This is a genomic window from Phenylobacterium sp. GW821-FHT12F10 (assembly GCF_058806695.1).
Map to the genome: position 1 here is coordinate 425,650 of NZ_JBXAPY010000001.1, position 17,659 is coordinate 443,308.

Consider the following 17,659-nt stretch of genomic DNA (forward strand, 5'->3'; position numbering starts at 1 on the left):
CCGCCGTCATCAGGAGAAGACGAAGTCGCCGTTGCTCAGGCTCGACAGGTTTACGCCCTGCAGCGTGATCGAGTGGGCGGCGTCGAGCGCGATCACCACCGAGCTCCCCACCTGGGAGGCGTGGCTCAGCAGATCGCCGAAGCCGCCCACCAGGTTGTGGTCGATCTGGATGGTGTCGTTCTGCGCCTTGAAGTCGGTGATCGTATCGTTGCCGAAGCCGGCGCTGAAGACGAAGCGGTCCGGGCCGTTCCCACCGGTCAGCAGGTCATTGCCGGCCCCGCCGTCGAGGGTGTCGGAGCCGTTCTCGCCGGAGAGCTGGTCGATGCCCGCCCCGCCGTACAGCTTGTCGCCGCCGTTGCCGCCGCTGAGGCTGTCGGCCCCGCCGGCGCCATTGACGGTATCGTCGCCATTGCCGCCCTCGATGCGCTCATCGGCCTCCGTGCCCGACAGGACGTCGGACTTCACCGTGCCGATGACATCGGCCCCGTTGGCGACGCCGCCGACGGTCAGGCTGACCGTCGCGGTGCTGGTCGCACCCGCGGAGTCGGCCATCACATAGGTGAAGCTGTCGGAAGCGGTCTGGCCCGCGGTCAGCAGGTCCTGGCTGTCGGCGTCGGCGGTGTAGACCACCTTGCCGTCGACGATGGCGACGCTGGCCCCGCTGGCGGTGGACGAGACGGAGACCAGGGTCTTCACGTCGCCGGCGTCGACATCGGTGTCGTTGGCCAGGACATTCAGGGTCACCGACTGGTCCTCCGAAACCGAGCCGGCGTCGGCCACGGCGACCGGCCCGTCGTTCACGCCGGTGACCGTCATGGTCACCGAGGCCGTGCTCTCGGCGCCGGCGGAATCGCGGAGCGTGTAGCTGAAGGTGTCGGTGGCCGTGGCGCCGGCCTTCAGGCTTTGGAAGGCCGACCCCGTGGCGTAGCTCACGGAGCCGTCGGCGTTGGCCGTCACCGATCCCAAGGCGCCGCTGGCGTCGATCGAGACCAGGGTCTTGGTGTCGCCGGCGTCGACGTCGGTGTCGTTGGTCAGGACGTCCAGCGTCACCGCCGCCCCGTCCTCGACCGCCGCGCCGCTGTCGGCCACGGCGACGACGCCGTCATTCGCGCCGGTGACCGTCATGGTGACGGTCGTCGTGCTGGTCAGGCCCGCGCTGTCCTTCATGGTGTAGCTGAAGGTGTCGGTGGCCGTGTCGCCGGCCTTCAGCGACTGGAAGTTGGCGCCGGCGTCGTAGGTCACGGTGCCGTCGGCGTTGGCTGTCGCCGACCCGGTCGCGCCGGCGGTGTTGACCGAGACCAGGGTCTTGGCGTCGCCCACGTTGGCGTCGGTGTCGTTGGCGAGCACGTTCAAGGTCACAGCCCCGCCGTCCTCGGTCGCCGCGAAGGCGTCGGCGACCGCGACGGGCGCCACGTTGGTGGGGGCGAAGGTGGCGTCGAGCGAGATGTTGTCCAGACCGAACGCTCCCGGACCGGTGAAGTTGGCGGGGATGACCTCGACGAAGGTCAGGGTGTAGTCGCCCGCGCTGAGCGCGTTCAGGGCCGCGCGGATGTCCAGGGACACATGGGTGACGGGGCTCCAGGCCGAGTCACTGAACGGCGCCGCAAAGTGATAGAAGTTGGCCACAGTCGTCCCGCCCTGGGTGAGCAGGACGTCAAAGGTGCGGACCGCGCCGCTATAGCTGGTGGTGGACGCGTAATCGAACTTCAGGACCGCCGAGGACACCGTCTCATCGATGTGAAGGGTCTGGCTCAGGGTGAACCTGCCGGGGCTGCCGTCGAAGCCGTTGAAGGCCGTATAGCCGGTGATCGGCGTGGCGGCGCCGCCGGCGACGTTACGCATGAACCAGGCCGGCGCGCCTGAATCGGAATAGGCGATCTGAGCATTGCCGCTCCCGCCGAACGAGGCCTGATACGGACTGACTTGGTTGCTGCCCGCAGTCCAGCCCGCGAATGTGCCGGTGCTGAACCCGCCGTTGGTGATCAGTTCGCTCATAGTGAATTTGCCCCTTAGTAGATCGGCCCGCATGCGGGTCGTTACGCGAATACGTGGGGCAAGTGACTAGAGACAGCTCGTCGTTATTCAAAACGATAATCCGCGTTACCTATGATTTACGCGCCTGGCGGGAATATTAGTTAATATTACAAGGAACCGTGTCAGAAAAAGCCACCCCTGATCCGCCCGCAATCAACTCTATATTGGTGGTCACAACTCCGGATTGCCGGCTCCGACTCCTCGGGTCCCGCGGCGCCGACTGTCTGGCTCAGCCCTCGAGCCCCTTCCGCGTAACCCTTCGCGTCGCCGCGACGGGACGACCTTCGCGAGTTTCGGAGACGGGGGCGGGTGACGGATTGGTCCGCCGCAAGCCCGCTGGTTTCCAGGGCTTCAGGGACTACGGCCCCGAAGAGACGATCTGCCCTGACTGTCTGGCGGCCCGGAAGGGACTCGAACCCCTGACCTTCGCTTTAGGAAAGCGCTGCTCTATCCTGCTGAGCTACCGGGCCTGACCGGTGGGGTGATAGCGCACCGCCGCCTAGCGGCGAAAGGGGAGAAGCGCATGGGGGCTCTACGCTATTTTCGGGTGCTCTATGTGCAGGTGCTGATCGGCATCGCCCTGGGCGTCCTGGTGGGCTGGCTCTGGCCGGATGTCGGCGTGGCGCTCAAGCCCCTGGGGGACGGCTTCATCAAGCTGATCAAGATGGCCATCGCCCCGGTGATCTTCTGCACCATCGCCGCCGGCATGGCGCGGATGAGCGATCTCAAGGCCTTCGGCCGCCTGGGCGCCAAGACCCTCATCTATTTCGAGATCGTCTCCACCTTCGCCCTGGTGATCGGCCTGGTGGTGGGCAAGGTCATCCAGCCCGGCCGCGGCTTCAACGTCGACCCCGCCACCCTCGATCCCAAGATCGCCGCGGACTATCTGGAGAAGGCCCACCACACCCCCGGCCTGGCCGAGTACCTGCTCAACCTGATCCCCGACACCTTCTTCGGCGCCTTCGCCGAGGGCCAGTTGCTGCAGGTCCTGGTGATCGCCGTGATCACCGGCCTGGCCTGCACGCGGATGGGCGCCTTCGGCGACAAGGTGGCCGGCGCCCTGGAGGAGATCTCCAAGGTGTTCTTCTCGATCATCCAGGTGGTGGTGCGCCTGGCGCCCATCGGCGCCTTCGGAGCCATGGGCTTCACCATCGGCAAGTACGGCGTGGCGGCCCTGGTGAAGCTGGCGGCCCTGGTAGGGACCTTCTACCTCACCAGCCTGCTCTTCGTGCTGGTGGTGCTGGGCCTGATCGCCTGGCTCTCCGGCTTCTCGATCCTGAAGTTCCTGGCCTATATCCGCGAGGAACTGCTGATCGTGCTGGGCACCTCCTCCTCGGAATCGGTCCTGCCGCAGATGATCGACAAGATGCAGCGGCTGGGGGCGGGCAAGACCACGGCCGGGCTGGTGATCCCCACGGGCTACAGCTTCAACCTCGACGGCACCAACATCTACATGACGCTCGCCACCCTGTTCCTGGCCCAGGCCACCAACACGCACATCACGCTCACCCAGGAGCTGACCCTGTTGGGGGTGGCCATGCTGACCTCCAAGGGCGCCAGCGGCGTCACCGGGGCGGGCTTCATCACGCTCGCCGCCACCCTGGCGGTGATCCCCGACATCCCGATCGCCGCCCTGGCCCTGTTGGTGGGGGTGGACCGGTTCATGAGCGAGTGCCGGGCGCTCACCAACCTGGTGGGCAACGGCGTCGCGACCCTGGTGGTCGCCCGCTGGGACGGCGACCTCGACCGGGAGGTCCTGGCGCGGGAACTGGCGCAGGGGCCGCGCGCCATGACCATCGAACCCACCCCGGCGGCCGCCGACTAGGACGCGCCGGCCGGTTAGAACCTCGTGAGCGCGGGCTCCAGCCGTGCGCGGAGGGGCTCGCCCTGCGTCGGCAGCATGACGCCCGCGCCGATCAAGGTGGCGTGCAGGTGCCGGACATTGGCCGCGGTGCGGCCCAGGCTGGCGGCGATCCGATCTGAATCGAGCCGCGCCTCGGTGAAGATGAAGCCCCCGGGCACGGCCCGGCAGACGCCGAGCGCGATCAGGCGGTGCAGGTGCCGCCGGGCGGTCTCCCGCGGCAGGTTCAGCTCCCTGGCCAGGGAGCTGGCGGTGATCGGCTCGCGCACGCCGTCGGGAATGGAGCGGATCGGACCCACCAGTTCGGTGGCAGATTCCGCGAGGCCACGGATATTGGCCGCCTCCAGGGCGCAGGCGGTCAGGCCGAGCATCAGGTCGCCCCCCGACAGCGCCATCACGTTCTCAAGGAAGCGCAGGCAGAAGGTGTTGGTGGCCCGTCCGATGGCGCGGTGCAGCGGCTCCTCCAGGTCGCCGCCGCCCGTCCGGTCGATGGGGACAATCCCCGCACGCTGCAGCCTCAGGCAGAAGTCGCGGGCCAGGTCGGTGTTGGCGATCACGGTGGCCACCACCGGCGCCTGCAGCATCACCTCGGCGCGGATGATGACCCCATCGGGAGTCTCGTCAACATACCCCTTGGCCTTCAAGCCGTTGAGCTTGCGCCGCAGGGTCTCGCGGGGAAGGCCGAGGGCCGCGGCGGCGGCATGGGCGGTGATGGGACGCCGCAGGTTGTCCGGCGCGGGCTTGTCCAGCGTCCCCCAGTCTCGGGTCCCGTCGGGCCGCTGATCCAGATAGGCGGTGTTGGCCTGGGTGATGGTGGCGAAGATGATCGTCGTGGTGATGTCGCCGAACAGGGCGGTCGCCAGGCGGATCCAGCGCAGCACGTAGTCCGAGGAGAATTGACCCACCAGGCGTCGGTTCACGATGACCCTCCCGCCGGATCTCGCATGTTGCCCACCCGCTCCCAAGCGGCCCTTCGGCGACCAGGTCGGTGTCTTAGCCGGTTTTGGTGAACAACCTGGCGCCGTCGCGCCGCGGCCGACCGGGCGGCGTTGCGGCCCGTTAGAGCACGTCAGGCGGGGGTCGATACCGGTCCCGCCGCCCACGTGCTCCTAGGTCTCCCATCTGGACCCTTCTTGCCGTCTCAGATGAGTCCATCCGAAACGGCGAGGGCCTAGGCGGCGGCGCTGGGGCGGGCCTTGACCCGCTCCATCCAGCCCTTCACCCACTTGGCCTCGTCGGGGACCGGCTGGCCCACCGTCGCCCCGAAGGTCAGGAAGCCGTAGAGCAGAATGTCAGCAAGGGTGAAGCGGCCGCCGCAGACGAAGTCGCCCTTCATCTGGCCGTCCAGCCAGAGCAGGCGGTCCTTGGCGATGGCCTTCAGGTCGGCCGCGCCTTCCGCGCCCACCAGCTTCATGCGGCTCTCGAAGAGCCGGCGGCCCTCGGAGGCGCGGAAGCCATTGGCCATGGGCTCGCAGATGTTGAGGTCGATGCGGCGGGTCCACATGCGGGTCTCGGCCCGCTCCTCGGCATTGGTCCCGATCAGCGGCGGATTGGGCTGAATCTCCTCCAGATACTCGCAGATCGGCAGGATTTCGCAGACCTTGTGGCCGTTATCGAGTTCCAGGGCCGGGATCTGGCCGGCGGTGTTGACCTGCTCGGTATAGGGCGGCTTGCGGTTCTCGCCCCCCATCAGGTCGACGGTCTGGGTCGGGATGTTCATGCCCTTCTCGGCGATGAACATGCGCACCACGTGCGGGTTGGGTCCCATCGAGTCGTAGAGTTTCATGCGCGTCGCTCCCTTAAGTCGTTGGCGCGACCTTTTCGGGGGGAGGCCGCGGCGTCAAGCCGGACGCCACGTCAATCCAGGCTCGCCTGGATCTGCGCCCGGATGACAGGCCAGGCCTCGGAGGTGGAGTCTATCAGCTCGAAATGGCCGGCCCCGGGCATGTCGTAGATCGCCACGGTGTCCCCCAGCCCCGCCGCCCGCGCGCCATAGGCGTGGCCAAACCGCGTGGGGACGATGGGGTCGAGGTCCCCCGACACCACGGTCTGCGGGACGCCGATCGGAGCCATGGCCATGGGTGAGGTGTCGGCGAAGACGTCCTGGCCGGCGCGGTCGGCGGCGCCGGTGATGGCGTCGATGGTGGACGGGCCGCCGCAGGCGTCGGGGCCGGTCTCCCGGTAGCCGGCCAGGTCGACGATGCCGGCCAGGCTGACGACGGCGCGGATCTTCAGCGGACGCTTGCCGCGCAGCGGATTGGAGGCCGGCAGGCCGGAGCGGCCCGCCGCCCAGACCGCCAGATGCCCGCCGGCCGAGTGTCCGACGGTGACCACGCGCGCCAGGTCCAGGTGGAAGATGGGCGCCAGGCTGCGCAGGTGGTCGATGGCACGGGCGGTGTCCTGGAAGGTCCCGGGATAGCCGCCGCCGTCATGTCCGATCCGCCGGTATTCGATGTTCCAGACCGCGACGCCCGCCCCCCGCAGGTCGGCCGAGATGTCGTCCATCAGCTCCAGGCCCGGCAGGTCGGCGCGCCAGCAGCCGCCGTGGATCATCGCCACCACCGGATGGGGGCCGGGACCCCCGGGCAGCCACAGCTCGCCGAACTGCAGGGGCAGGGGGCCGTAGGAGGTCCTCGCGTCGGCCTTTTCCCGCGGCCGGGCCAGCAGGTCGCTGAAACTGATGGGCGTCCTGGTCTCCACGCTCGCTCCTTGCCCGCCGCGACGTCAGGGGGTGAGGATGCCCGAAAACACGATCCAGGGAGAGAGACCATGGCCGACGACCCCATCCTGCTCACCGACGATCCCGTCCCCCATGTCCGGCGCATCACCCTCAACCGCCCCGCCAAGCGCAACGCGCTCTCCAACGCCCTGCGCGGCGAGATCTTCCAGGCCCTGGAGGCGGGTGACCGCGATCCGGAGGTCCGCGTGATGATCCTGCGCGGCGCCGGGACCTGCTTCTCTTCGGGCTACGACCTCGCCGGGCTGGGCGAGCTGCCCTACTACACCGCCGGCGGACAGGGACAGTGGGCCCGCCACGTCGTGGAAGGCTGCTTCCGCATCTGGGACCTGGCCAAGCCGGTGATCGCCCAGGTCCACGGCTGGTGCCTGGCCGGCGGCTCGGAACTCGCGGTGGCCTGCGACCTGGTCTATGTCGCCGAGGACGCCCAGATCGGCTACCCGGCGGTACGCACCATGAGCCCGCCGGACAACCAGTACCACGCCTGGTTCATGGGCATGCGCGCGGCCATGGAGCTGATGCTCACCGGCGACTCGGTCAGCGGGCTGGAGGCCGTCCGCCTCGGCTTCGCCAACCGCGCCCATCCGGCCGACGCGCTGGAGGCCGCGACCCTGGCCATGGCCGAGCGCATCGCCAAGGTCGACCCGGAGCTGGCCCAGCTCAACAAGCGCCTGGTCCACCGGCAGATGGAGGCCATGGGCCTGCGGGCCGGTCTTCGGGCCGGGACCGACCTCCACGCGCTCGGCTGGCACACCCCGGCCAGCCGCGAGTACATGGCCCAGATGCGCCAGGGGGTGACCCAGGCCCTGACCGCGCGGGACAAGACCTTCGGCGACTATCGCACCGGCGAGGACAGCAAGTGACCCTGCCGGGGATCGAGGCCCTGGCGGCGCGCTTCTTCGACGCCATCGAGGCCGGCGACATCGTCACGGTGGGCGACTGCTACGCCGCCGACGCCGCCATCTGGCACAACACCGATGGCCTGACGATCACCCCGGCGGAGAACCTGGCGGTGCTGGAGAACTTCATCCGCCAGATTCCCGAGCGCCGCTACGCCGAGCGCCGCCTGACGGCCTATCCGGGCGGCTTTGTTCAGCAACATCGGCTGATAGCCAAGCGCCGCGACGGCCTGCCCGTGGAGCTCACCGCCTGCATCGTCTGCGCGGTGGCGGACGGGAAGATCACCCGGCTCGACGAGTATTTCGACAGCGCTCAGGTGGCGGCCTGGTCGCGGGCGGCCTGACACGAAAACGCCCGGCCGTTTCGGGCCGGGCGTCTCGAAGATCTGCGGAAATCGGCGCCTTAGGCGGCGACGGCCTTGATCAGGTTCTTGTTGAGGATGCCGATGGCGGCGTCGCGGTCGATGCGTTCGATGGCGGCGACCTCGCGGGCCATGCGGTCGAGCGCCGACTCATAGAGCTGGCGTTCGGAATAGGACTGTTCCGGCTGGTTCTCGGCGCGGTGCAGGTCGCGGACGACCTCGGCGATGGAGATCAGGTCGCCGGAATTGATCTTGGCTTCGTATTCCTGGGCGCGGCGCGACCACATGGTGCGCTTCACGCGGGCGCGGCCCTTCAGGGTGATCAGCGCCTGGCTGACGACATTGCCCTCGGCCAGCGAACGCAGGCCCGCGGTGCGGGCCTTGGCGGTCGGGACGCGCAGGGTCATTTTCTCATGGTCGAAGGTGATGACGTAGACTTCGAGCGAATAGCCGGCCACTTCCTGAGTCTCGATCCCCTGCACCTGACCCACCCCGTGGGCCGGATAGACGACGTGATCGCCAACCCCGAAATCCAGACCAGTCTTGCTCATCAGCTAAGTCCTTTCGACCTCGTCCAATCCCACCGGCGCATCCAGGTTTTCCGAGAGCTCAAAGCGAAAGAAGTCCCTCCGCGAAATCGCGCGGCGAACAACATTCATGAGAACGGAATAGACCTCTAAGACACCCTTCGCCTCTTCGAGGCGCATACGGCCGGGGACGGCTCTTCTTCAGAAACGACGTGGCAGGCGCAAAAGCCGATCCCCACGTCGATTAAGACTGTAACATAAAAATCAGCCGAAAGAAAGGCTTGCGCCCCGGGCGCAGGGGAGCCTCAGGAGCCGCGGCCGGGCTTCTCGCTGAAGTACTTCTCGAACTTCCCGGTCTCGCGCTCGAAGGCCTCGGCGTCGGCCGGAGGCTCGCCCTTCACCGTGATGTTGGGCCAGATCTTGGCGTAGTCGGTGTTGATCTTCAGCCACTTGGAGTCGGGCTCGTCCTCGGTGTCCGGCTTGATGGCGTCCACCGGGCACTCGGGTTCGCAGACGCCGCAGTCGATGCACTCGTCCGGATTGATCGCCAGGAAGTTCTCGCCCTCGTAGAAGCAGTCCACCGGACACACCTCCACGCAGTCCATGAACTTACATTTGATACAGGCGTCGGTGACGATGTAGGTCACTGGGAACTCCGGCAGATCTAGAGCGCGGGTTTTCCCGGTCACGCTCCCGATTGTCAATGCCGCCGCGCCCCAGGATATCTGTCAGGGGCGATAGGTCACGGCGCCGGCGTCAGCGAGATCACGGTTTCGGTGGCCGCCTCCACGGCGGGCCGCGAATAGAGCAGGGGCACGTAGTCGCCCTTCACCCATTTCGGGAACAGGTCGCGGTAGTGCGGGCTCTCCGGATTCCCGGACTGGCCGGGCGTGTTGATGGTCACGCTGTTGTCCCAGGCGCCGACGTCCAGGACCATGCGGAACGAGGCCCCCGCGATCACCCGGAAGTCGTCAGGCCGCCAGGTGGCGGCCATGGGCGACAGGCTGGTTCCGGCCATGGGGGTCGGCCCCGCCGCCAGGCTCGGCGCCAGCGCCGCGTCGGCCAGGGGCGTCAGGGCGTGCTCGAATCGGGCTTGGTGCAGGCGGCCCCAGGCCCAGCCCTTGGGGTCGGGGCCGAGCCGGGCGGACAGTTCGTCGGCGGCGGCCAGCAGGCTGGCCTTCAGGACCGCGTCGCGGGCGGCGGCGGGCAGGGTGGCGTCGGGGTGCTCCAGCAACGCCATGACCGCGGCCAGGTCGCCATTGCCGATGATCGCCCGGGCCTCCTTGGGGGTGGTGGCCGCGACCACGGCGCGGCCCAGGTGCTTGCCCGTCCAGACCTCGAACAGGGCCGCGGCAGGGCTGTCGACCGCCGTGCGGTGGTTCCAGCGGCGCAGCATGTCCAGGGCGCTCACGAGGCGCGGATCGTCGGCGGTCAGCGGCGTCAGCAGGGCGATCAGCCGGCGCGAGGTGATGTCGTAGGGATCAGTCTGCAGGGCCATGGCGTCGGCCACGGTCAGCTTCGGCTTGGCGGCCAGCACCTCGCTGATACGGGAGAACCGCGCGGCGTTCGACCACTCGAACCCGACCTTGCGCTCGGCGTAGGGGTAGGTCTTGGGCAGGTTCATCTGGTTGGCCGAGGCGAACCAGCCCTGTTTGGGATCGGCCTGGCTGGGCAGCTGGTCGGGCGCGAGAGAGCCCTTCCACTCATAGCGCCCGTCGCCAGGCACCGGCAGCAGACCATCCCAGTTGGGTCGGACCGGAACCATGCCGGCGGCCACCCAGCCGATGTGGCCCGAGGTGTCGGCATAGGCCTGATTCTCGGAGGGCGCCCCCCAACCGGCGAGGGCGGCCTTGAAGCCCTTCCAGTCCTGGGCCTGCATGTAGCCGGTGGAGCCGAAATAGGCCGAGGTCCCCGGCTGGCTCCACACCGTGCGGATGGCGAAGGCCTTGCCGCCCGCCGCCTTCAGCACCGGCCCGTGGCGGGTGAAGCGCAGTTCGACGGGCCGTGGCGTCGCCTCGCCCTTCACGGGGATGGCGTCCTTGACCACGGTCATCGCCTCCCAGCCGTCGCCATAGCGGTACTGGTCCGGATCGCCGGGCTTGGTCTCGTAGACGTAGAGGTCCTCCTGATCGACGGGGAAGATGGTCAGGCCGAAGGCGATCTTGTCGTTGTGGCCGATGGAGACCCCAGGCAGGGCGGGCTCCCCGGCGCCGATCACCGAGAAGCCCGGGGCGTTCAGGTGCACGATGTAGCGCAGGCCGGGCGCCCCGTGCTCGCGGTGCGGATCGTTGGCCAGGATCGGACGGCCCGTGGCGGTGCGAGAGCCCGAGACCGTCCAGTTGTTCGATCCGACTGCCTCGGGCGGGACCTCCAGGGCGGCGCGCTGGTCCGGCGGTCCTGCGAACTTCACCCCGGCGCCCGCCAGCTGGTAGTCGGCCAGGACGTCGGCGGGGATGGCGCACGGATCGAGGCCCTCGGGGATCTGGGTCGTCCATTTGGGTTCGATGAAGCGGTAGAGGCGGGCGGCGGGCAGGCCGGCCTTGCAGGCGATCTGGGCGCGGCCGACCTCGTTGGGCGCGTTGCGGGTCAGGCCATGGCTGCGGATGCGGACCACGTCCTCGGGCGACCAGCGGTCCGGCGCGCTGCCGGCGATCCTGAACTCCAGCGGCAGGGGGCGTTTGCCGGCCGTGATCTCGTCCACGAAGGCGTTGACGCCGGCCACCCAGGCGGCGGTGTTGGCCTCCGCGCCCGGCCCATAGGCCGCCCATTCCTTGGCCATGTCGCCGCGATAGAGGAACAGCCGCGCGGCGCGATCCTGGGCCACATAGGTCGGGCCGAAGTCGTTGGAGAGCAGGCCCAGCCCGCGCTTGCGCCACAGGTCGATCTGCCAGAGCCGGTCGCGGGCGACGTTGTACCCCTGCAGGAAGAAGGCGTCGCGGACGCTTCCGGCATAGATGTGGGCGATTCCCCAGGTGTCGACACGGATCTCGGCCGGGGCGGCCAGGCCCGCGACTCCGCGGGTCTCCCGGGCCGGGGCGGCCAGGGCGGTCAGGCTGGAGAGGCTGAGCAGAGCCCCGAGCAGGGGGGCGAGAATCTTGGGCATCTGCGTTTCCTCCGGGGCCGGACGGAGGAGGCTAGGGCAAGTCGGAGGCCGCGCCTATGTCGATGGGCCTGAAGGCCTCAGGCGCCGGTCCACTGGCGAACCCGCGCCACGTCCACGTGGACGAAGTTGGAGGACGGATAGAAGCCGACTCCGCCGGCCGCGACGCTGAGGGCGGCCTTCTGCAGGTTGCGCAGGTCGACGCCCTCGATGCGCACATCGGCGGCCTTGCCCAGCATGTGCTGGCTGTGGGAGGCGACCCCCGAGCTGCGGGCGTGCAGCATGGCGTTGGTCTTGGGCGAGCGGTAGCCGGAGATGATCTGGAAGGGCCGGTTGGTGTCGAGCTTGGCGTTGATGGCGTGCAGGGCGTCGAACAGGCGGGGATCCATCACGTGTTCTTCGCCGTTACGCCAGTCGCGGAGCACCCGCATCGCCTGGGCCAGGGCCTGGGGCACGTAGCGGCCGCCTTCGAAATAGACCTCGTTGAAGGTGTCGCCGGTGTGCAGATTGTGCAGAACGGCTCGGCGCACCTGGGCGCCGGGCAAGGGCGTGACGGAGGCCCAGGCGGCGGCCGGCGCGGCGGCGGCCAGGGCGGCGCCAGTTCCAAGGCGCATCAGGTCGCGCCGTCCCAGTGTGATGGTCATGTGGCGGGTCGCCCCTCTGCGTCGTCGGTCGCCAGTGCCATCGCCTTTGGGCTGGAATGAGGCAAGCCCCGCCCCTGCGACAGCCTGCCGCAACCTGCGCCGTGGGGTCCCGCCGGGCCAGGCGACAGCCCGCGCCGGCGCCGCTAAGCTCCCCCGGCGTCCAAGGGGGGAAGCCATGGAAGACCGATCACATCGCCTGTGGGCGGCGCTCACCGTCCTGACCGGCGTCGCGACCCTTGCGGTCACCTTGGCTTTCCAGATGCTGCCGCAGGTGGCCGCCGCCGGGGCCTGCTGGACGCCCGGCAAGGTGGTGGACTTCGAGCTGGCCCGGACGCTCCACCAGCTTCTCAAGGTGTTCGGCCCGCCCGCCGACGCCTGCCGGGCGCCGATCGTGACGGCCATGGACGCGGTGAACCACCTCGATGTGAGGGCCTATATCCCAGCCTACACCGCCTTCGCGATCTGCGCGGCGATGTTCCTGGGCGGGCGCTTCAAGAAGCCCCTGGTCCTGGGCGCCATCGGCGTGGCGCTGGTCGCCCTGGCCGGCGACTATCTGGAAACCGTCACCCTGCTGCAGATCACCCAGGCGGTGGACGGCTCGGCCGACCTGCTGTTCCGTTCCAGCCTCGGCGCCTGGATCAAGTTCGCAGGCCTGGCCCTGCACGCCTTCCTGCTGTCGCGGATCTGCATGGCCGGCGGGGCGCCCAGGCCGGTCCTGGCCATGCTGTTGCTGCTGCCCATGGCCGGCACGGCCTTCGCGGCCATCGACAACAGCCGGGCCTATCTGATGACCGGGGCGCTGGCCCTGAGCTGGACCCCGCTGATGCTGGTGGCCCTGCGGGACGCGGTGCGCTCGGAGAAGAAGACCTAGACCAGCGTGGAATACAGCGCCCGCGCCTCAGCCGGGGGGCCTCGGCGTTCCCCCAGGCCCTCCACCGACACGGCGATGAGCCGGCCGCCGACCGCGAAGACCAGCTGATCTCCGATCTTCAAGGGGCGCGCGCACTTGTCGATGCGGGTCTCGGTGCCGGCGCGGGTAAGGCGGACCTTGCCCTCGTCCAGGAACTTGGCGGCCAGCGAGCGGGTCTTGAAGAACCGCGCTCGCCACAGCCAGACATCGGCGCGGCAGCCCGTCTCGCTCATGGATTGGCGGCCTTGCCTTTGCGGCGGCGGCGCGGACGGCGGGCGGGGGTGGGCTTGTCCTTCAGGGCGGCCAAGGCGGAGAAGGGCGAACTGGGCGACGGCGCGCTCGGGCGCAGGTCGGGCTTCTCGCCCCGGCGGCGCCAGACCATGGCCTCGCCGGCCTTGGGCTTGGTGGTGGGGGCGAATCCCAGGGCGCGCAGGATGTCCTTGGCCTCCTGCTCGCTCCAGCCCAGGGCCTCGCGGTCGGCGTCGGTGAGCTGGCCGGGCTTGCCGGCCCGCATCAGGTCGTCCATCCGCTCCAGGGTCTCGACGGGAACCGCGTGCCGTCCCACGGCCCGCAGGCCGAAGGCCGACAGGGCCGTCGCGGCGGGGGGCGGGTCCGGCAGGCGGCTGATCGCCTGGGTGGGGGGGCGCCAGGCCCGGTCGGCGAACCCCTGGACGAAGCTCAAGGCCTCAGGCCGCAGCATGGCGGGCAGGTAAAGGGTGAAGTGGCCCAGGCGCACGCCCAGGCCCTTGAGCATGCGCCGTTCGACTTGGCTCAGCGCCTTGGTCTCGGCATGGACAGTGGTGCGGTCGAGGATCCCCCCGGCCTCGATGAGGCGGTAGGCGAGGCCACGGGCCAGGCCCTTGATCCTGCCCTCCGACACGGCGGTCTCGAGCCGGCGCAGGGCGCCCAGCCGGCGGACCGCCTCGGCGGCGAGGAAGGCCTCCAGCCGGCGGGCGGCGCGTTCGCGGGCGGCAGGATTGCCCAACTCCCCCAGCAGCCGCACGCGCGGCGCAAAGGGCGAGCCGCCGGAGATGGCGCCGGCCGCCTGGCCGCGCCACAGGACCAGGCCGTCCGGGGTCAGGCGGAAGGCCTCGTCGGCCTCGCCGGCCAGTTGGCCCAGCCGCTTGGCGATCTCCGGCCCCACCGCCAGGGTGGCGGCGGCGCGCAGGGCCTTCTCCTCCATGATCGAGGCCCCGTGCTCGGCCTCGAAGGTGACGCCCTGGAGCTTGCCGACATAGTGGCCCTCGACGGTGACCGTGCCGTCCTCGGCGACCCCCGCCAGCATGTCCTCGTGCACGCGCAGGCCGCGCATCAGGGCGCTGGTCCGGCGGTCCACGAAGCGGGCCATCAGCTTCTCGTGCAGGGTGTCGGAGAGCTTGTCCTCCAGCACCCGGGTCTTGGCCTGCCAGGCGCCGGCGTCGGCCAGCCAGTCGGGGCGGTTGGCGACGTAGGCCAGGGTCCGGACGCTGGCCAGGCGGGCCGACAGGGTGTCGATCTCCCCGTCGGTGCGGTCCAGGTGGCGGTACTGGCCGGCGATCCAGTCCTCGGGAATCCGGCGGGTCCCGCGGGTGAGGTGGTGGAAGAACTCCCGTGTCAGCCGCAGGTGCTCCTCGTGGCTCTGCTTGCGGAAGTCCGGGGTCTGGCAGACATCCCACAGCCGCATCAGGGAGGGCCGGTCGCGGCAGCGGTCGGCGATGTCGGGGTCGCCCGCCAGTTGGCGCAGGGTGATCTCGTCCAGGCTCTCGGCCGAGGCCTTCAGGACATCGAAGGTGGGGGGCGCGGCCAGGGAGGACATCAGGCTGGGGAGCGAGGTGAAGTCGAGCTTGGCGTTGCGCCACTCGGCGGCGGCCACCGGCTGGAAGCGGTGCTCCTGAACGGCCTCCACCAGATCGGCGTCCATGTCCTCGCACTCGCCGGTGACCCCGAAGGTGCCATCGGTGCGGAAGCGCCCGGCGCGGCCGGCGATCTGACCCACCTCCTGGGGATGCAGATAGCGGGTGCGCTTGCCGTCGAACTTGCGCAGACCGGCGAAGGCCACGTGGTCGACGTCCATGTTCAGGCCCATGCCGATGGCGTCGGTGGCCACCAGGAAGTCGACTTCCCCGGACTGGTAGAGGGCGACCTGGGCGTTGCGGGTGCGGGGGCTGAGGGAGCCCATCACCACGGCGGCCCCGCCCCGCTGGCGGCGGATCAGCTCGGCGATGGCGTAGACCTGGTCGGCGGAGAAGGCGACGACCGCCGAGCGGCGGGGCAGGCGGGTGAGCTTCTTGGGTCCCGCATAGGTCAGGCTGGAGAACCGCTCGCGGGTGACGATCTCGGCATGCGGCAGCAGCCGGCGGATCAGGGGCGCCATGGTGCCGGCGCCCATCAGCATGGTCTCGTAGGCGCCGCGCGCGTGCAGCAGGCGGTGGGTGAAGACGTGGCCGCGCTCGGGATCGGCGCAGAGCTGGATCTCGTCCACCGCCAGGAACTCAACCTCGCGGCTGAGCGGCATGGCCTCGACGGTGCAGACGAAATAGACGGCACGCGGCGGGACGATCTTCTCCTCGCCGGTGATCAGGGCCACGCAGCGCGCGCCGCGGGCCTTGACGATGCGGTCGTAGATCTCGCGCGCCAGCAGCCGCAGCGGCAGGCCGATCATCCCCGAGGCGTGGCCCAGCATCCGCTCGACGGCGAGGTGGGTCTTGCCGGTGTTTGTCGGCCCCAGCACCGCCACGAGGCGGGGCGGCGGCGCGCCGGTCGGGCGGTGACTCATGGCTTCAAGTTGGGGTGGGAATCGGCGGTCGGCAAGCGGCGCCGTGACTTGCCGGCCTCCTCATGATGCCGCATGCTCGGAACGGTTGAGGCTGGGGGGCGTCAATGGCTGAGATTGAACAGGCCGGGGGGGAGCCGGAGATCTTCGGCGCCCAGCTGACCGAACGGTTCAAGAGCGCCGGGACCTACATCACAGGCGGCTTTGTCGCCCTGCTGCTGATCTATGTGACGGCCGTGGAGATGAACTTTTCCACCATCAGTCCCGATTGGATCCGATACGTCGTCCTGGATCAGGTCTACGGCAAGATCAATCGGCGCGACGGCCACAGGCCCCCGCCGGTTCCCCTGCCCAGGCCGCCGCCCGACAAGGTGATCGGCAAGATCGCGGGCCTGAAGGCCGAGCGGCCCCGAACCTATCGCCTGATCGTGCCCCCACCCTCCGGGGCGCAGGCGCCCGTTCGGGATGGTGAGGACGCGGCTGACTTCGACGCTCAACTCCGGTCCAAGGCGACCAAGTCGGCGGCAACCAGTTCGGGCGTGGTGACACTGGAGGAAGTTGAGGATTCCTCGTCCGCCATCGGCAAGCTGCGCAAGAGCCTGGGCGATAAGCTGCGGGAGCGGGCGGACTTCTCGCTGCTGGGCTTCTCGATGAAACTGCCGCTCGCCCTGCTGACCGCGGCCTGGCTGCTGGGCTCGGCACTACTGATGTTCCAGGCCGGACGGCAGCGGGACGCCTTCTACCGGGCCCTGGCGAAGGCGGCGGAGGCGCCGGTCACGACCAAGGCTGATCCGCCGCCGCTCTGGACCCTACCGTTCGTTTGGCAGACCAAGCCGGCGGTCATGATCCGAGCGGCCTTCGAAGACCGGAACCAGCTGGCCTGGTCCATCGGCCTCACGGTCTTCGCGCTTCTGTTCCTACTGGTGACGCTCGAAGTGGCCTTGCTGGGTCACGAGGCCCACTCGATCTTTGCCCGGGTCTCGGAGGCACCGTTCCAAACCTTCCGCAGCCGCCTGGGGGATGTGCTCACGTGGGCGCTCACCTTCCTGCCGGTTGGCGTCGCGGTGTGGGGAGCGGCCTATGCCATCTCCTCGCCACACGCGCCGAAGCCAGGGACCGCGCCGGTGGGTCTCAAGGCGCGTCGCGAGCTGCTGGGCGGCCTGATCGCCGGAGCGGTCGCTGTTCCGGCGGTCTGGGCGGTCCGAAGGCTGTCCCTGCCGTTGGACCGGCGCCTGACCGACATGGTCTGGCGCGAGACGACGCGCTACAGCAAGCGCCGGAAGCTGAGAAAGAAGGTGGCGGCGCCGGCTCTGAGCTTCCTGCTGAATCCGAAGTCCGAGCGGTATCACTTCGTGGAGCGCGACCAGCAGGTGAGGGGACTCGCTGATGGTCTTAAGGTGAGCTCGTGGAAGTCACTGGAGGCGCGACCTCACCTCGCCGTTTTCAACGGCCCTCGTCGCGTCGCCGCAATCGAAGCCCACGCCCTGGTTGAGGTCACGAAATACGCCGACAAGGTCGAGGCCGCATACGCCGGTGCTCGGTTTGTATTGGCTTATGTCGGAGCCCTTTCAATCTCTGGAAGGTCAACGATCCGGTTGTTCGACCTGGCGGCGGGACTTGCCGTCCGAGCGAGAAACCCAGACCTGTTGGGCGAGGTCCTAGCCCTGGCGGAGGAGCAGCTGCCGCCTAAGGATATGGAGCGCCGCTCTGTCGTTTGGCGTCGGCATGTGGGGGCGCTGCATGCGGTGCTGGCGGGACGACGGGCTGAACTCTCGCGCTGGGGCGCGCGATGGCTGAGTTCGGCCGACATCCCCTGGAAACAACCTTGACGGC

Annotated in this window: 15 protein-coding genes and 1 tRNA gene; 5 read left to right on the top strand and 11 right to left on the bottom strand. The window is 69.2% G+C overall.

Annotation, left to right across the window (positions count from 1 at the left end; genetic code table 11):
- Nucleotides 1–9 precede the first annotated feature (9 nt).
- Nucleotides 10–1,995, bottom strand: coding sequence for a calcium-binding protein (locus AC1RN5_RS02135; protein WP_493039628.1), 1,986 nt, complete (start codon nt 1,993–1,995; stop codon nt 10–12).
- Between the two features lie 432 nt (nt 1,996–2,427).
- Nucleotides 2,428–2,504 (bottom strand) — tRNA-Arg (locus tag AC1RN5_RS02140).
- Nucleotides 2,505–2,557: 53 nt separating this feature from the next.
- On the opposite strand from AC1RN5_RS02140, the gene AC1RN5_RS02145 reads away from it, so the two are divergent.
- Nucleotides 2,558–3,859 (top strand): dicarboxylate/amino acid:cation symporter, encoded by a 1,302-nt coding sequence (locus tag AC1RN5_RS02145; RefSeq protein WP_493039629.1) that lies wholly within the window; start codon nt 2,558–2,560, stop codon nt 3,857–3,859.
- 14 nt (nt 3,860–3,873) lie between these two features.
- Here the strand turns inward: AC1RN5_RS02145 and AC1RN5_RS02150 are convergent, their stop codons facing one another.
- The 3 genes from AC1RN5_RS02150 to AC1RN5_RS02160 all read right to left on the bottom strand — a co-directional run bounded on the left by AC1RN5_RS02150 (nt 3,874) and on the right by AC1RN5_RS02160 (nt 6,595).
- Nucleotides 3,874–4,815 carry a hypothetical protein gene (locus AC1RN5_RS02150; RefSeq protein WP_493039630.1) on the bottom strand — a complete coding sequence of 314 codons (942 nt, stop codon included), beginning with the start codon at nt 4,813–4,815 and terminating at the stop codon, nt 3,874–3,876.
- A gap of 251 nt (nt 4,816–5,066) precedes the next feature.
- A complete protein-coding gene (locus AC1RN5_RS02155) occupies nt 5,067–5,681 on the bottom strand; it encodes a glutathione S-transferase family protein (protein ID WP_493039631.1) in 615 nt (204 codons plus the stop codon).
- A gap of 71 nt (nt 5,682–5,752) precedes the next feature.
- Nucleotides 5,753–6,595 carry an alpha/beta hydrolase family protein gene (locus AC1RN5_RS02160; RefSeq protein ID WP_493039632.1) on the bottom strand — a complete coding sequence of 281 codons (843 nt, stop codon included), beginning with the start codon at nt 6,593–6,595 and terminating at the stop codon, nt 5,753–5,755.
- A 69-nt stretch (nt 6,596–6,664) separates the two neighbouring features.
- Between AC1RN5_RS02160 and AC1RN5_RS02165 the strand changes: the two genes are divergently transcribed.
- On the top strand, nt 6,665–7,495 hold the full coding sequence (locus tag AC1RN5_RS02165; protein ID WP_493039633.1) for an enoyl-CoA hydratase-related protein: 831 nt from the start codon (nt 6,665–6,667) through the stop codon (nt 7,493–7,495).
- Nucleotides 7,492–7,875, top strand: coding sequence for a nuclear transport factor 2 family protein (locus AC1RN5_RS02170; RefSeq protein WP_493039634.1), 384 nt, complete (start codon nt 7,492–7,494; stop codon nt 7,873–7,875). Before AC1RN5_RS02165 ends, AC1RN5_RS02170 begins: the two co-directional genes overlap by 4 nt.
- A gap of 59 nt (nt 7,876–7,934) precedes the next feature.
- On the opposite strand, the gene AC1RN5_RS02175 is transcribed toward AC1RN5_RS02170, so the two are convergent.
- The 4 genes from AC1RN5_RS02175 to mepK form a co-directional block, all read right to left on the bottom strand.
- Nucleotides 7,935–8,444, bottom strand: coding sequence for a CarD family transcriptional regulator (locus AC1RN5_RS02175; RefSeq protein ID WP_493039635.1), 510 nt, complete (start codon nt 8,442–8,444; stop codon nt 7,935–7,937).
- A 281-nt stretch (nt 8,445–8,725) separates the two neighbouring features.
- Nucleotides 8,726–9,067: a ferredoxin FdxA gene (fdxA, locus tag AC1RN5_RS02180; protein WP_421932827.1), complete on the bottom strand. Its 342-nt coding sequence runs from the start codon at nt 9,065–9,067 to the stop codon at nt 8,726–8,728.
- A 95-nt stretch (nt 9,068–9,162) separates the two neighbouring features.
- Nucleotides 9,163–11,523, bottom strand: a complete 2,361-nt coding sequence (locus AC1RN5_RS02185) for a penicillin acylase family protein (protein WP_493039636.1) — start codon at nt 11,521–11,523, stop codon at nt 9,163–9,165.
- A gap of 77 nt (nt 11,524–11,600) precedes the next feature.
- Nucleotides 11,601–12,164: a peptidoglycan L,D-endopeptidase MepK gene (gene mepK / locus AC1RN5_RS02190; protein WP_421932825.1), complete on the bottom strand. Its 564-nt coding sequence runs from the start codon at nt 12,162–12,164 to the stop codon at nt 11,601–11,603.
- Between the two features lie 175 nt (nt 12,165–12,339).
- On the opposite strand from mepK, the gene AC1RN5_RS02195 reads away from it, so the two are divergent.
- Nucleotides 12,340–13,035, top strand: a complete 696-nt coding sequence (locus AC1RN5_RS02195) for a hypothetical protein (RefSeq protein ID WP_493039637.1) — start codon at nt 12,340–12,342, stop codon at nt 13,033–13,035.
- Here AC1RN5_RS02195 and AC1RN5_RS02200 read toward each other — a convergent pair.
- Entirely contained in the window at nt 13,032–13,307 is a 276-nt protein-coding gene (locus AC1RN5_RS02200) for a S4 domain-containing protein (protein WP_493039638.1), read from the bottom strand. The two genes, AC1RN5_RS02195 and AC1RN5_RS02200, sit on opposite strands and share 4 nt — an antisense overlap.
- The gene (locus tag AC1RN5_RS02205; protein WP_493039639.1) at nt 13,304–15,829 is read right to left on the bottom strand and encodes a helicase-related protein; all 2,526 of its coding nucleotides are present in this window, start codon (nt 15,827–15,829) and stop codon (nt 13,304–13,306) included. The genes AC1RN5_RS02200 and AC1RN5_RS02205 overlap by 4 nt, the downstream gene beginning before the upstream one ends.
- A gap of 104 nt (nt 15,830–15,933) precedes the next feature.
- Between AC1RN5_RS02205 and AC1RN5_RS02210 the strand changes: the two genes are divergently transcribed.
- Nucleotides 15,934–17,655: a hypothetical protein gene (locus AC1RN5_RS02210; protein ID WP_493039640.1), complete on the top strand. Its 1,722-nt coding sequence runs from the start codon at nt 15,934–15,936 to the stop codon at nt 17,653–17,655.
- The last annotated feature ends 4 nt before the right edge of the window (nt 17,656–17,659 follow it).

Excerpts from the sequence above, each read along its gene's own strand:
- AC1RN5_RS02145 (WP_493039629.1), top strand. The coding sequence starts at position 2,558 with ATGGGGGCTCTACGCTATTTTCGGGTGCTCTATGTGCAGGTGCTGATC.
- AC1RN5_RS02185 (WP_493039636.1), bottom strand. The coding sequence starts at position 11,523 with ATGCCCAAGATTCTCGCCCCCCTGCTCGGGGCTCTGCTCAGCCTCTCC.
- AC1RN5_RS02195 (WP_493039637.1), top strand. The coding sequence starts at position 12,340 with ATGGAAGACCGATCACATCGCCTGTGGGCGGCGCTCACCGTCCTGACC.
- AC1RN5_RS02155 (WP_493039631.1), bottom strand. The coding sequence starts at position 5,681 with ATGAAACTCTACGACTCGATGGGACCCAACCCGCACGTGGTGCGCATG.
- AC1RN5_RS02210 (WP_493039640.1), top strand. The coding sequence starts at position 15,934 with ATGGCTGAGATTGAACAGGCCGGGGGGGAGCCGGAGATCTTCGGCGCC.
- AC1RN5_RS02200 (WP_493039638.1), bottom strand. The coding sequence starts at position 13,307 with ATGAGCGAGACGGGCTGCCGCGCCGATGTCTGGCTGTGGCGAGCGCGG.
- AC1RN5_RS02175 (WP_493039635.1), bottom strand. The coding sequence starts at position 8,444 with ATGAGCAAGACTGGTCTGGATTTCGGGGTTGGCGATCACGTCGTCTAT.
- mepK (WP_421932825.1), bottom strand. The coding sequence starts at position 12,164 with ATGACCATCACACTGGGACGGCGCGACCTGATGCGCCTTGGAACTGGC.
- AC1RN5_RS02205 (WP_493039639.1), bottom strand. The coding sequence starts at position 15,829 with ATGAGTCACCGCCCGACCGGCGCGCCGCCGCCCCGCCTCGTGGCGGTG.
- AC1RN5_RS02135 (WP_493039628.1), bottom strand. The coding sequence starts at position 1,995 with ATGAGCGAACTGATCACCAACGGCGGGTTCAGCACCGGCACATTCGCG.
- AC1RN5_RS02165 (WP_493039633.1), top strand. The coding sequence starts at position 6,665 with ATGGCCGACGACCCCATCCTGCTCACCGACGATCCCGTCCCCCATGTC.